General features: G+C 53.3%; 11 protein-coding genes and 1 riboswitch. Of the genes, 5 read left to right on the top strand and 6 right to left on the bottom strand.

The genetic code is table 11. The features are described 5' to 3' along the window. Positions 1-103: 103 nt before the first annotated feature. The 4 genes from C4S74_RS20445 to C4S74_RS20460 form a co-directional block, all read right to left on the bottom strand. Positions 104-346, bottom strand: coding sequence for a YolD-like family protein (locus C4S74_RS20445; protein ID WP_103997173.1), 243 nt, complete (start codon positions 344-346; stop codon positions 104-106). Positions 347-571: 225 nt separating this feature from the next. After that, complete coding sequence (gene metE / locus C4S74_RS20450) at positions 572-2869, bottom strand: 5-methyltetrahydropteroyltriglutamate--homocysteine S-methyltransferase (RefSeq protein WP_103997281.1); 2298 nt, start codon at positions 2867-2869, stop codon at positions 572-574. Positions 2870-3052: 183 nt separating this feature from the next. Further along, positions 3053-3247, bottom strand: a riboswitch (cobalamin riboswitch). A 50-nt stretch (positions 3248-3297) separates the two neighbouring features. Continuing rightward, complete coding sequence (locus C4S74_RS20455) at positions 3298-4083, bottom strand: arylamine N-acetyltransferase (RefSeq protein ID WP_103997175.1); 786 nt, start codon at positions 4081-4083, stop codon at positions 3298-3300. Next, positions 4070-4717, bottom strand: coding sequence for a hypothetical protein (locus C4S74_RS20460; RefSeq protein ID WP_103997178.1), 648 nt, complete (start codon positions 4715-4717; stop codon positions 4070-4072). Before C4S74_RS20460 ends, C4S74_RS20455 begins: the two co-directional genes overlap by 14 nt. 177 nt (positions 4718-4894) lie before the next feature. Between C4S74_RS20460 and C4S74_RS20465 the strand changes: the two genes are divergently transcribed. Continuing rightward, a complete protein-coding gene (locus C4S74_RS20465) occupies positions 4895-6175 on the top strand; it encodes an ATP-binding protein (protein WP_103997180.1) in 1281 nt (426 codons plus the stop codon). A gap of 12 nt (positions 6176-6187) precedes the next feature. Here the strand turns inward: C4S74_RS20465 and C4S74_RS20470 are convergent, their stop codons facing one another. Both C4S74_RS20470 and C4S74_RS20475 read right to left on the bottom strand, forming a co-directional pair. Next, the gene (locus C4S74_RS20470) at positions 6188-6553 is read right to left on the bottom strand and encodes a metalloregulator ArsR/SmtB family transcription factor (RefSeq protein WP_103997182.1); all 366 of its coding nucleotides are present in this window, start codon (positions 6551-6553) and stop codon (positions 6188-6190) included. Between the two features lie 133 nt (positions 6554-6686). Further along, positions 6687-8834, bottom strand: a complete 2148-nt coding sequence (locus C4S74_RS20475) for a cation-translocating P-type ATPase (protein WP_103997184.1) — start codon at positions 8832-8834, stop codon at positions 6687-6689. Positions 8835-9091: 257 nt separating this feature from the next. On the opposite strand from C4S74_RS20475, the gene C4S74_RS20480 reads away from it, so the two are divergent. From C4S74_RS20480 to C4S74_RS20495, 4 genes are all read left to right on the top strand, one after another. Beyond that, a complete protein-coding gene (locus C4S74_RS20480) occupies positions 9092-9952 on the top strand; it encodes an RNA polymerase sigma-70 factor (RefSeq protein WP_103997186.1) in 861 nt (286 codons plus the stop codon). A 117-nt stretch (positions 9953-10069) separates the two neighbouring features. Continuing rightward, a complete protein-coding gene (locus C4S74_RS20485; protein ID WP_103997188.1) occupies positions 10070-10513 on the top strand; it encodes a carboxymuconolactone decarboxylase family protein in 444 nt (147 codons plus the stop codon). 221 nt (positions 10514-10734) lie between these two features. Then, a complete protein-coding gene (locus C4S74_RS20490) occupies positions 10735-12180 on the top strand; it encodes a spore germination protein (RefSeq protein ID WP_103997190.1) in 1446 nt (481 codons plus the stop codon). Position 12181: 1 nt separating this feature from the next. Further along, entirely contained in the window at positions 12182-13330 is a 1149-nt protein-coding gene (locus C4S74_RS20495; RefSeq protein WP_103997192.1) for a Ger(x)C family spore germination protein, read from the top strand. Positions 13331-13334 lie beyond the last annotated feature (4 nt).

Genomic DNA, 13334 nt, shown 5'->3' on the forward strand with positions numbered 1-13334 from the left:
TAGCTCCTTTTACCATTATTCTCCTAACTTCTCCAGAGCGGCCTCATTCTATTCGTTCCGTACCAAGTAAAAAAGCACCCGGAAGGGTGCTTTTAAGCGTAAATCAGGCGTTATCCACCTGCATAATGTCCATAAAAGGAACTTTCGTCAGCTGTTCGCCGTCCTGAACGTGTACGAGTCTTGTCCGTGGATCCATGACCGTAATTCTGCCGTAGACCTGCTCTTCCCAGCCCCATACCGTAAGAAGAATCAAGGAATCCTCGTTCTTGGCTTCCACCAGACGGTTTCCCAGTTCTTCCAGCTCAAACTCATCCCGGGTCGGACGTTTTACTTTTGCCTTAGCCATGATACCTCCTGAATGACGGTCTTACCTTTTGCCGTTTATCCTCCTATCTTACCATGTTTACGGGTTTCTTCCAACGGTTTGGAAACTCACTTTCTTGCATTTCTTCTCTTCCCGCTTGAAAAAAACCTCTGCCCAGTATATTGCCGGACAGAGGCTCGAATTTCGGAATGGCTTTGGGGGTTACGATGGTCGGACCTGGGACAGCCGAACCTTGGTTTAGACCGGTCAGCCTTGAGAAACCGCCATCGTTTCCCGGCTCTGTTTGGCGGCCGCCACCATGTTGCGCAAGGCGGCCACGGTTTCCTCGGCGCCTCTCGTTTTGAGTCCGCAGTCGGGATTGATCCAGAACAGCTGCGGGTCGAGTACGCGCAGCGCCCGCTCGATCATGCTCGTCATTTCTTCGACGGAAGGAACTCTGGGACTGTGAATGTCATAGACACCCAGACCGATTCCTTTCTCGTACGTGTTCTGCTCGAAGCTCTGAATCAGTTCCCCGTGGCTGCGGGAAGTTTCGATAGAGATGACATCGGCATCCATATCGCGGATAGATCCGATCATGTCGTGGAATTCGCAATAGCACATATGCGTATGAATTTGCGTCGTGGCCAGGACGTTCGCGGTCGTGCTGCGGAAGGCGTTGACCGCCCAGTCGAGATAAGCCTCGTGCTTCTCTTTCTTGAGAGGCAGGCCTTCGCGGACAGCGGGTTCGTCGATTTGAATCATTTCGATTCCCGCATCTTCGAGAGCTTTCACTTCCTTCTCCAGAGCGAGGGCAATCTGATAGGCGACGATTTCTCTGGACAGGTCGTCCCGGACGAACGACCAGTTGAGAATCGTGACCGGTCCGGTCAGCATCCCTTTCACGGGACGCGTCGTGAGCGACTGGGCATAGACCGTTTCTTCGACGGTCATCGGCCGGGTAAAGGCCACATCGCCGTATATGACCGGCGGTTTTACGCAGCGCGATCCGTAGGACTGCACCCAGCCGCTGCGAGTGAAGGCGAAGCCGTCCAGCTTTTCGCCGAAAAATTCCACCATGTCCGTCCGTTCGAATTCCCCGTGCACGAGGACGTCCAGGTCCAGCTCCTCCTGCAGCTTCATCCATTTCCCGATCTCGCTCCGGATAAACGCTTTGTACTGCTCGTCCGTCCATTCCGCTTTTCTCCATTTGGACCGCGCCTGTCTTACTTCCGCTGTCTGCGGGAAGCTTCCGATTGTTGTCGTCGGAAGAAAAGGCAGCTTCCACTTCTCACGCTGCAAAGCCCGGCGCTCGCCGAAGCCCACACTTCGTGCCGCCGGTACTTTCTGAAGCTGCAGAGCGGCCGCCTGTACGGCTTTGTTGCCGCGGGCTTCGGAAGACCGCAGGGCGGCAAGCGCTTGTTCATTCCGCCGGAGCGCTTCCGTGGTTTCCGCCGTTTGGGACACCGCCGCTTTCGCCAGCAGGACGATCTCCTCCAGCTTCTCGTCGGCGAAGGCAAGAGCGTCTCTCAGCGCCGGTTCCAGCTTATCTTCGAGGACGGTGGACACCGGCACATGCAGAAGGCTGCACGACGTCTGGACAATCACCTGCTCCCGGGGGACGACGGCCAAAATATCTTGAAGCGTATCCAGCTTCTCCTTCAAATCGGAGCGCCAAATATTCCGGCCGTCCACGATACCCGCTCCCAAAATTTTGCCGTCGGGAAATCCTTCGCTCTTCAGAAGCTTCAGCGTCTTTTCACCTCCGTGCACGAAATCAAGCCCGATCCCGCTTACGGGAAGCCGTACGGCCCTGCCGTAATGTTCGACGGTTTCGAAATAGGTCTGGAGCATAATGTTCAGTCCCGGAGCCGCCTCGGCCGAAGCTTTGTAGATCCGTTCGATTCGTTCCATATCACCGGCGCTTATGTTAGTCGACAGCACCGGTTCGTCGATCTGCACCCATTCGGCGCCTTCGCGCTCCAGCTCTCCCAGCACTTGGCCGTACAGCGGAAGCAGCCGGTCGATCCAGGCATCGGTTTCCGTATCCGCATAGCCTTTGGACAATTTCAGAAACGTAAACAGTCCGAGCAGCACGGGCTTTCCCTGGATTCCGAGCTTTTCCTTCGCTTCGCGATAAGCTTTAAGAGGCTTGTTCTCGACCAGCTCCGGCTCGGCCCCTTGAAGTTCCGGCACGATATAATGGTAGTTGGTGTTAAACCACTTCGTCATTTCGCACGCGGCCGCTCCCTCTTCGCCTCTCGCCATCGCGTAGTAGGTGCGCAAAGGCACTTCACCGCTCTCGTAAGTGAACCGGTCGGGCACAATGCCGAACATGACGGCCGTATCCAGCACATGGTCGTATCCCGTAAAATCGTTGACCGCGATAAGCTCAATGCCCTTCTCCCGCTGCTTGCGCAAATTTCCCAAACGGATTTCCGCCAGCTTGCCCGTCAGCTCTTCTTCGCCGATTTTACCGGCCCAGTAAGACTCCAGCGCCTTCTTCCATTCACGTCCCGCTCCGATCCTCGGGTATCCCAAACTGCTGCTTGTCAATGCGTTCATGATCTTGACCTCCTGATAGTCGCTTGAATTGGATGTTTGCATGAGTTCTCTGCTTCGTTGCTTTTTTTCCTGATAAAATAAAAAAAGGACGTCATTATCCCCGAAGCAGACAAGGATAAAGACGCCCTCTGTTTGTATATACAGCGGCCCGTACTTTAACACCTCCCTATCTCCCGTAGGTAAAGCAGTGCTGTCAGAACAGGCAGGTCTCCTGGCTCCAGAATCATCATCTTCGGCTGCCTTCCCGGTCTAAAACCAGTGGCATGTTCGCCTTGACTCCTCTGTTACAGTGGCGGGACCGCGCCGGTTTTTCACCGGACTTCCCTTTTAAGCTCCAGTTCCCCCGAGGGGCTGGGCACCTATTCCCAACATATTCAATTGGTTAACTTAGAATTGACTATACACAACGCGGCATATTTATGCAAGCTTTATTCTGACGGAATGCCGAAATAGGTAAGCAGAGCTTCCTTGTAGGCGGCATCGTTTTCAGGAATGAACGTATGTACGCCTTCGGGCGTGAAAAGCTTGAACTCCTTGCCGGACAAAGAATTTCGTCCTTCCCGCGTCCGGATGGCAGCCATCGCATTTTTTGTAAAAATGGAGTCCGGGCTGTGCTCGCACCAGAAGCTGGCCATGACAAAATCTTTGGGCAGCTGGGGCTCCTCGGTGAACGAGTAAATACGCCTCCAGCTGCCGTGATGCTTCTCGCAGAGCACCCAGCCGAATACGGGGTCCCGCTCCATGACGTACAGCTCTTCGCCCTGCCGCTGCTCCAGCTTCTCGGCGAGACGGACGGGCCTTCTCGGCACAATGCCCCCGACACCTGCGTCGCATAAGTAGCTGACTCCTTCCGCTTCCACTTTTAGCACGTGATGCCGGCGCTTTGGCGGCAGCTGCGTCTCGTCTCTCCAGAACCGGGCGACATAATCGGTCACGGGGTAACCGAGCTGACGCAGCAGCCAGCCGAACAGGGCGTTCAGCTCGAAGCAGTAGCCGCCCCGCCGCCGCTCGACGATTTTGTGGTGCAGGCGTTTTATGTCCAGAGACAGCGGAACACCGTTCAGAATATCCAGATTTTCATACGGAACGGTATGCAGATGCTGCTCCTGCAGCCCGGCAAGCGCTTCCAGACTGCCATCCAGCGGCCCTTCGTAACCGATCCGGTTAAGGTACGCCTGCACTTCGGGTTTTAAAGCTTCTCTATCTGTTCTCACAAGAATCCTCCTTTACGTCATCCTTGCAGATCGTGATTTCTTTGGTGCGCAGATCCACGATACGGCTGCGCACATCGCATTTGGAAATAAACAGCGGATTGCCGTCCCGGTCCATCCAATACGAGATAGGCAGCGAAACTTCACTGCCCCGAAAGGACCCGTCCGCATGACTCGTCCCGATAACCATGGCCTGATGCCGGGAGGCGATTTCTTTCGCTTTTGCAACCCATTCTTCGAACTGTTCATCACTAAACATGCCGACGCCGATCGGCTGAACAAACAAATCGGTCTGGGGACCGTTCGCTTCCCCCACCTCATGGAGAATCAGTTCGTCACACAAAATCGGAGTGATAACCAGCCCTTCTACCAGCGTGGATATATAACCGCTATATTTCGCCCGGTCCATCACCACTTCACCCTCCCGGTTAATGATCACGGCACGATCTTTCGGATTTTTAGATCCGCTTATCAGACACGTACGTGTATGGGCTGCTAGCTCACATGCCTGTGGCAAATTCGAATGCAAATATCCTTCGGGGAAAACAACCGCTGTCACGTCGGGATATCTCTTCAGTTCCGCTTGCAGTTGTTCCAGATTCCGCTCCAGCTTAGGCTGGCTGACGAGTATTTTCATTCACAACACCTCCGGCTTGTTCTGAAAGATTCAACAACTTGGTGAAATAATCCTCCATGTTCACCAGTATTTGATGATTTTCCGCCCGAACGACATCATTATTTATTGCATTATCTGCCAGAGAACTCCATAATAGGAATCTGAGTTCTTTTTTCTTTCAGAAAGAGAGTGCGGCCCGTGAAAGATATCCTAGTCCATTTATTCATCATGACATTTCCGCCCCATATCTACCAGATTTTTATGCTAACCCGATATTACAAAAGAGAAAAAATCCGGAACCGGTTTCTGATGGGAATCCTGATGGGATTTTCCGGGATTTTCAGTATAAGCTATCCGGTCATGTATCTCGTTCCCGATTTTTATTGGGATTTAAGAGGCGTTCCTCTTCTGCTCGCATTTATGTACGGAGGGTATTACGGCGGGTTTACGGCGCTCGGGATGATGCTGATTTTTCATGGTATGATGTTCCCGTCTTTCGGTGTTTCGGACGCTATCCTTTATGCGGCCGGATTTGTTCCCGTCCTGCTGAGAGCACGGGTCTTCTACCAATATCCTTCGCGGAAAAAAATCGCCCTGTCGCTCTTGTACGCGGGCATCGGCACCGCCGCTCTGCTCCTCTGGCTGTCTTACATCGTTTCGCATCACGGTTTTGTCTGGAAGGACCTGCTGCCGCAAGTAAGTCTTCTTACAGTCGTACAGCTTCTGCTGCCGGTTCTGCTCATCCTGTGGTTTCAGCATATGCTCCGGCATGACCAGATGAGTATCGAAATCCAGAAAGCCGAGAAGCTCCAGCATCTAAGCGATCTGGCCGCGAGCGTCGCTCACGAGATCCGCAATCCGCTTCAAGTGACGCGCGGTTATATCCAGATTTCACAGAAGGAAGCCGACGAGAAGCTTGGCCGCTATTTAAACATCGCCATCGGTGAACTCGATCAGGCCGAGAAAATTATCTCTGAATTTCTGCTGTTCGCTAAACCCGAATTGACCGAAACGGGCATCATCAATATCGGCGATTCGCTTCACCAGGCTGTGACGATGCTCGAACCTTACGCCAGCATGTCGGGAGCCGTCATCCGGCTTTCCTGCGAGGACGATATTTTTATCGAAGGAGATCCTTCCAAACTGAAGCAGGCGTTCGTCAATCTGATCAAAAACGGAATCGAGTCGACCCAGACGGACGGTCTTATCCGGATTCACGGTCATATCCGCAAGCAAAAAGCCGTTATTACCATCACCGACAACGGGAGCGGCATGACCAAGGAAGAAATCCAGCGGCTGGGAGCTCCCTTCTATACGACGAAAAGCAGGGGGACCGGGCTCGGCCTCATGGTCACTACCCGCCTGATTGATGCCATGCGCGGAAAAATGCGGTTTGCCAGCGAAGTCGGCAAAGGGTCCGAGGTTATGATCATCTTCCCTTTGTCTGCAAAAAAAAGAGTATCTATTTCCGGAGAATAGATACTCTGTTTCTTATACGTGCACGAGATGCTGCAGGGTTTGGCGGAAAATTTCTTTCACATGATCGTCGTCGAGGGAGTAAAAAACGGTTTTGCCGCTTTTGCGCCGCTTGACAATCCGGACATTCCGTAAATACCGGAGCTGATGGGAAACGGCCGACTGCCCCATTTCCAGCACGACGCTCAGATCGTGGACACACAATTCCTGCTGGGATAACGCATAGATAATTTTGACGCGCGTGGGATCTCCGAGTGCCTTGAACATTTCGGCCATGTTAACGGCCATGGATTCGTTCATTTTCGCATGCTCCAGAGCGGTCCCGTCCGGTTCCGTCCCCGCGCAGGATTCGTCACAGAGGTCTTCGATTGGTTTTTGCATGATCCATTCACCGCCTTCGTTTCCATACGGCTTATTATATCAAAAACATTACGGTTAAGGGAGTCCCTTCTCCGCCGCGCAATAAGAAAGTGCCCCGCACCCGGTGCGGAGCACTTTTTTTATTGTTTTAAGATCATGAAGAGGGCTTCTTCTCGATAAGAACCGTCAAGCTGATCAGCGTGACGAAAATGGTGGCTCCCATGTCCGACAATATAGCGATCCACAAGGTCAGCAGTCCGGGGATCGTCAGCAGCAGGGCGATGGCTTTCAAACCGAGTGCCAGGCTGATGTTCATCTTGATCACCCGGTTCACCTGCCGCGCCACCGAGATGGCTTCGGGCAGCTTGCCGAGGTGATCCTGCATCAGCACGATGTCGGCGGTTTCCACCGCGCTGTCCGTACCTTTACCCATGGCGATACCGAGCTGCGCGGAAGCGAGAGCCGGGGCGTCGTTGATGCCGTCCCCGATCATGGCAACCGTTCCCTGCGCGGCAAACTCCTTGATCTTGTCGACCTTCTGTTCGGGAAGCAGATTGCCGTAATACTCGCTTACACCGACGGCTTTGGCGACTTTCTCCGCAGTCTTCCGGTGATCTCCGGTCAGCATGACCGTTTTATGAATGCCCGCTTTGTGCAGGGCGGCGATCACTTCGCGGCTTTCTTCCCGGATCTCGTCGGAGATTCCGAACATGCCAAGCACTTTTTCCTGATCGGCGACTATAACTAAAGTAAGTCCTTCTTCTTTCAGAGAGTCGATTTGCTGCTGAATATCCGCCGGAATCCGCAGGTGCTCGATGCTTTTCTCGTTGCCGAGCCAGTAGCGCTCACCTTGGAAGCTCGCCACGACTCCCCTGCCGGATACCGTTTCGATAGAGTCGGCCTCTTCGGCCCGTATGCCCTTCGCTTCGATTTCCTTCATGATCGCTTTGGCCAGCGGATGGGAAGAAGACTTCTCGATAGCACCGGCGACCGGATAAAACCTCTGCTCATCCAGCACGACAGTTTTCTCCACATGCGGCTCCCCTTTAGTCAGCGTGCCGGTTTTATCGAACGCGAGCGTATCGATTTTGCCCAGCTGCTCCAGGAATACGCCGCCCTTGATCAGAATACCGTGGCGGGCGTTGCGGGTAATGCCCGATACGATGGCGATCGGCGAGGACAAAATCAGGGCGCACGGGCAGCCGACGATCAGAACGGCCAGCCCCTGATACAGCCACGTCGACCAGCTGCCGCCAAGGAACAGCGGCGGAATGACGATGACGAGCAGCGAGATGATCATAATAAGCGGCGTGTAATACTTGGCGAAGCGGTTGATAAACAGCTCCGTCGGCGTTTTCGTCTCTTGCGCTTCTTCGACGAGATGAAGGATTTTCGCCAGGGACGAATCCTGATACGCCTTCTCGATGCGGATTTTAAGCAGCCCTTCGTTGTTGATGCTGCCTCCGAACACCTTCTCGCCGGGCGCTTTCTCCACCGGCAGAGATTCACCGGTTATCGCGGCTTCGTTGACCGAGCTTCTGCCTTCTTCCACGATGCCGTCGGAAGGAATTTTCTGTCCGGAGCGGACCTGAACGAGATCTCCGATCTTAAGCGACGCGATCGGGACGACCGTTTCTTGGCCGTCCGTCAAGAGCACCGCTTCTTTCGGAGCTACCTGGAGCAGCGTTTCCATGGAACGGCGGGCTTTTTCCATTCCCATTCCTTCGAGCAGCTCGTTCAGACCGAACAGGATGGCGACAAGCGTCGCTTCCTTCCACTCCCCGATCACGATAGCTCCAACAAGCGCGATAGTCATCAGCGTATCGATGTTGAATTTCAGGCGGAACAGGTTTTTGGCGCCTTTAACAAACGTCATGTAACCGCTCAGCGCCATGATGATCAGATACAGCGGAATGGATACATAAGCGGGCACCCGTCCGTCCGTGAAAAACGCGATAGCGAAAAGCACAGCGGAAATGACAAGATTACGGGTGATCGCCCGGTTGGATTGTCCTCCGTGATCATGGTCGTGGCCGTGGTCGTGACCATGCGAGTGGCCGTTATGGCTGTGACCGTGCCCCTCGTGCGAATGCCCGCCCGCAGGCTGGGGTTTGACGAAATAAGCCCCGTCGCTGCTCAAAATCTTCTCGACCGCAGGCATGGATATACGGCTGTCCACGGTCAGCTTGCCGCTGTTATAGCTGAGTCTGGCTTCCGCCCCGTGTTCCAGCTTCTGAATCTGTTCTTCCAGCTCGCGTGTACAGTTGGCGCAGGTAAGACCTTTTATGCGGTGCTCCTCCATCTCCATTCCTTCTTTCCAAACAAACGTTTTTTATAAGGTATGCAAAATATGAGTATATGTTCATATAATAAATTTCTGGAAACGCAAAGTCAAGATGCTGGAAGTTCATGGAGCGCAAAAATATCCGGCTCCCTCCATTCCGCCCTTCCTTTCCGCTTCCCTTTCTCCGGCCGACAAGACCGATTAGAGACTGAAATCCGAAAGGATGCTATGATAAAAAGAACAGGCACCAAAGGAAATCGGGAGGTTCGGATTCCATGACGGAAACGTTGTACAAACAGTACCACCCTCTTCTTTATTCCATCGCTTACCGGATGCTCGGCACTTTGAGCGATGCCGAAGATATCATTCAGGATGTTTATCTGGAGATCCAGCAGCAGGATCTTAGCCGCATCGGGAATATCAAAGCTTACTTATGCAAGGCGGTTACCAACCGGTGCATTAATTTTCTTCAATCCGCACGCAGCCGAAGGGAAGTTTATACGGGCGAATGGCTGCCGGAGCCGTCGGCCGTCCTTCCGGACCTTGCCGAGCAGGTGGTGCAGGAAGAAACCGTCTCCTATGCGCTGCTTGTTATGATGGAGATGCTGAACCCGGTCGAGCGGGCGGTATTTATCCTGCGTGAAGCGCTCCAGTACAGCTACAAGGAGATCGGAGACGCTCTCCAGAAGTCCGAGGAGAACTGCCGCAAAATTTACAGCCGCGTCAAAACGAAGCTTGTCCGGAAGGAGGCCGCCCCCGCGCAGTCAAGCAAACGGGAGGAACAATTCGTGAAATTGTTTATTGAGGCGGCCAAAACGGGCGATTTTGCGGCTTTTATCGCGCAGATGACTACGGAAGCCGTGCTCGTTACGGACGGCGGCGGCAAAGTACGCTGTGCGCTGCGTCCCATTTACGGCCCGCAGCGAATCCGGGCGCTGTTCGAAGGCATCTGGCCGCGCGGTTATTTCAGCGGCTCCCTCATTCCCGCCCGGATCAACGGAGAGCCGGGCATCGTTCTTCTCCGCGGCGAGCTTCCGGTCCTTGCGGTCAGCATTCGATGGGACTGGGAACAAGACCGTGTAGACCGGCTGTATATAGTCGGCAATCCCGAGAAGCTGCACGGAATCCGTCTATAGAGTTAACCCCAAGCAAGGAAGCGGAAAACTTTTTTCCGCTTCTTTCTTTTTTTCTGTCACAAAAAAGCTTCCTAATCTGTTCTATGACTGAACTGTAAATAAGAGGAGGAAGATACTATGAAAACACGTCTTCAAATGGACCAGCTGATTCCGAAAGGATATACCGCCATGTTAGGGCTGGAACAGTACCTGGGATCCGCCAGCCTGAACAAATCGCTGAAAGAGCTGATCAAAATACGTGCATCCCAGCTCAACGGCTGTGCCTTCTGCATCGACATGCACACGAAAGACGCGCGCAAACACGGGGAAACCGAGCAGCGCATCTACGCCCTGAACGCCTGGCGTGAAACGCCGTTTTTTACGCCGGAAGAACGTGCGGTGCTCGCTTTGACGGAAGCCGTTACACTCGTCGCCGAAACCCATGTCCCGGACGACGTGTACGACGAAGTGCGCCTCTATTTCGATGAGGTACAGACCGCCGAGATTATTATGGCCATCGTCGTCATAAACGCCTGGAACCGGCTTGCCGTAACGGCCAGGAAAATGCTGGCCGCCGACTGATTTCTCCGTATACTGCCTTCGTTGGAAGGCTGCAAGCAAACAGACTCTCTTGTCATAATCGGCAGGGGAGTTTTTTGCCGTGGCAGCAGTCTCCCCGGCGGCAATCGTCCCCGCTTTTATACGTCCTCCCCTTTAAGCTTGTCCGACTTTCCTGCATAACTTGCAGAAATTTCCGCATTCTAAAGAAAAAGAAAACCGGATGCTAACAAGGAGGAAATTCCATGGAAACGAAGGGACTGATGTACGAAAATATACAAAAGCTTCTTGCCGGAAGCGAGGATACCGTTTATCAGCCTTTTCTTCTGTACGAACGCTCCTGCGTCCTGATCTATATTCAGTCGATTGTCGATGTGAAGACGCTCCAGGAGAAGGTCGCTTCCGTCCTCGTCGCCGAAGCCCAGGGAGACCATGAATACGAAGAGTTTCTTCAGCTTTTGGACGAAGGGACGCTGTTTCCGCTTCCCGCAAAGCCTGTTTTCGCGTCGCAGGATGCGGTCCGGGAACTTGTGCACGGCAAAGCGGCGCTCTGCATCGAAGGACTTGGCTGCGCCTATATATTTGATGTCGTTAAATATCAGAAAAGAGCCGTTTCCGAATCCCAGAACGAGCTCGTCGTTATCGGTCCTCAAGAAGCGTTTATCGAAGATATCGTCAGCAACTTGTCCCTGCTCCGGCATAAAATCAAGCATCCTGATTTGAAAACCGTCAAATATACCGTAGGCACCTATACGCAGACGACTGTGTACATGATTTATATCGAGGGACTGTGCAAACCCGAAATTTTAAAAGATCTGGATAAAGGAATCAATGAAATTTCCATTGACGGCGTGCTCGGAATCAGCTACTTGTCGGAGCAGATGAAGAAAGGGAACAAGACACCTTTTCCCCAATTCCAATATACGGAACGGCCGGACTCCGTCGCCGCTTCCCTGCTGGAAGGCCGGGTTGCCCTTATGCAGGACGGGACACCGTCCGCGCTTCTCGTTCCCGTCACCCTCTTGTCTTTGCTCCAGTCTTCCGAGGACTACTATCAGAGCTATTTGTCGGCAAGCTGGATTCGGCTGGTGCGGATTTTTTTTGCCTTGATTTCGATGCTTCTGCCTTCGTTGTACGTGGCAATCACTACTTTCCAGCCCGAAATTATCCCTTCCGATCTGTTGCTTACGATCTCTGCGGCCCGCGAAAATATCCCGTTCTCCGCACTGACGGAGGCTCTTATTATGGAGCTGACCTTTGAAGGGCTGCGCGAGGCGGGAACGCGCATTCCGAAGCCCGTCGGCCAGACGATCTCGATTATCGGCGCCATCGTTATCGGACAGGCGGCCGTACAAGCCGGGATCGTGTCGGCTCCCATGGTCATTGTCGTCTCCATCACGGGGATCGCCTCTTATATCATCCCCCATTTCGAGCTGGGTCTGGCCTTTCGTCTGCTGCGCTTCCCTCTCCTGCTCCTGGGGGGCACGACGGGGCTCATCGGCGTTTTTACCGCCACGTTCATCGTATACGGGCATCTCACCAGCCTGAGATCGTTCGGCGCCCCTTACCTAAGCCCGCTGGCGCCCCTGGTTCTCCGGGACTGGAAGGATATCTTTATGCGTGTGCCTTCGCCTTCTATGACCAAGCGTTCCAAAGCGTTCACCGACCGGAATTTCAGGAGGCAGAAATAACATGCGGAGGATCAGACTTCTCCTGGCTCTGCTTCCGCTGCTGCTGATGACAGGCTGCTGGTCGAAGGTCGAAATCGACGAACAGACGTTTATTTTCGCCTTATACATCGATCAGGGGGATACTCCGGATAAGGTAGAAGTTACAATCAGCAGCCCGCTGCCGAACCGCCTTATGTCAGGTCAACAGGCCGGAAGCGGCGCCGCCAACGGTAAACCTTACGCCATGATCAGCAAACAAGGCACCTCCATTCCTCAGGCTCTTATGCTTATTCAACGAGATCTGACCAGGAAGATTAACTTCGGGCACACCCGGGTCGTCACTGTAGGTAGACAATATGCGGAGAAGGGGATCAAAGATATGCTGAGCTGGATGCAAAGAGAACCTACTTTTCATATCAGCGCTATTGTGAATACGGCCCCGGGCAGGGCAAGAGAGATAGCGGAACTTGCGCCCGTTTACGAACAGATGCCGGCGGAAGTGATGCTCAAAATGTCCCTGCAAAAAGCGATGTTGGATACGAGCGCCAAGCAGTGCTTGATAGCAGAAGCTTCCGGTCAGGGGGTCGCAACCAATTACTTGTCGGTGGGCATGATGAAAATGGCTAGCGAGAACGAACAAGCCGAGAAATGGGCGGGCATTCAAGGACTAGCCTTATATAACAACGACAAGCTAACGGGAGTACTTCCGAGCGCGGAAGGCAGGGCCATAGCCTGGGCCTTGGGCGGGTTGGGCAGGCAAGTATACACCCTATCCTGGGACGACGGTCAAAGTAAGGCGGACATCCTCTTTAATCATTTGACGAGCAAAAAATCGGTCCGGATGGGACCGGACGGTCCCCGGTTCACGCTGACCCTTAAAGGCGACGGAGATCTGATCCAGAAAAGGGATCCCATGAACCGCGACGATAACGAAATAAACACTATCCTTGAACAGAAGCTGCGGGAGAAAATCCTAAAACAGTTAAAAAACGCATTCAGCAAAACACAGCAAGCAAGGTCGGATGTGCTGCAGCTAGGCATGCTGCTTGAATGGAAATATCCGGAATTTTGGGAGAAGAAGCGGGAAAACTGGACCGATTACTATAAGAACGACCTCGTTATCGAATTTAAATGCGAGATTAATGTGAAACAGGTCGGAATTCAATCTTAACGTT

It is taken from the genome of Paenibacillus sp. UNC499MF (assembly GCF_900107975.1).
In the GTDB taxonomy this organism is placed as follows: Bacteria; Bacillota; Bacilli; order Paenibacillales; family NBRC-103111; genus Paenibacillus_F.

What these genes read in the sequence shown, in the direction of transcription:
- C4S74_RS20445 (WP_103997173.1), bottom strand. Translation starts at nt 346, where the DNA reads ATGGCTAAGGCAAAAGTAAAACGTCCGACCCGGGATGAGTTTGAGCTG.
- metE (WP_103997281.1), bottom strand. Translation starts at nt 2,869, where the DNA reads ATGAACGCATTGACAAGCAGCAGTTTGGGATACCCGAGGATCGGAGCG.
- C4S74_RS20460 (WP_103997178.1), bottom strand. Translation starts at nt 4,717, where the DNA reads ATGAAAATACTCGTCAGCCAGCCTAAGCTGGAGCGGAATCTGGAACAA.
- C4S74_RS20470 (WP_103997182.1), bottom strand. Translation starts at nt 6,553, where the DNA reads ATGCAAAAACCAATCGAAGACCTCTGTGACGAATCCTGCGCGGGGACG.
- C4S74_RS20475 (WP_103997184.1), bottom strand. Translation starts at nt 8,834, where the DNA reads ATGGAGGAGCACCGCATAAAAGGTCTTACCTGCGCCAACTGTACACGC.
- C4S74_RS20480 (WP_103997186.1), top strand. Translation starts at nt 9,092, where the DNA reads ATGACGGAAACGTTGTACAAACAGTACCACCCTCTTCTTTATTCCATC.
- C4S74_RS20485 (WP_103997188.1), top strand. Translation starts at nt 10,070, where the DNA reads ATGAAAACACGTCTTCAAATGGACCAGCTGATTCCGAAAGGATATACC.
- C4S74_RS20490 (WP_103997190.1), top strand. Translation starts at nt 10,735, where the DNA reads ATGGAAACGAAGGGACTGATGTACGAAAATATACAAAAGCTTCTTGCC.
- C4S74_RS20495 (WP_103997192.1), top strand. Translation starts at nt 12,182, where the DNA reads ATGCGGAGGATCAGACTTCTCCTGGCTCTGCTTCCGCTGCTGCTGATG.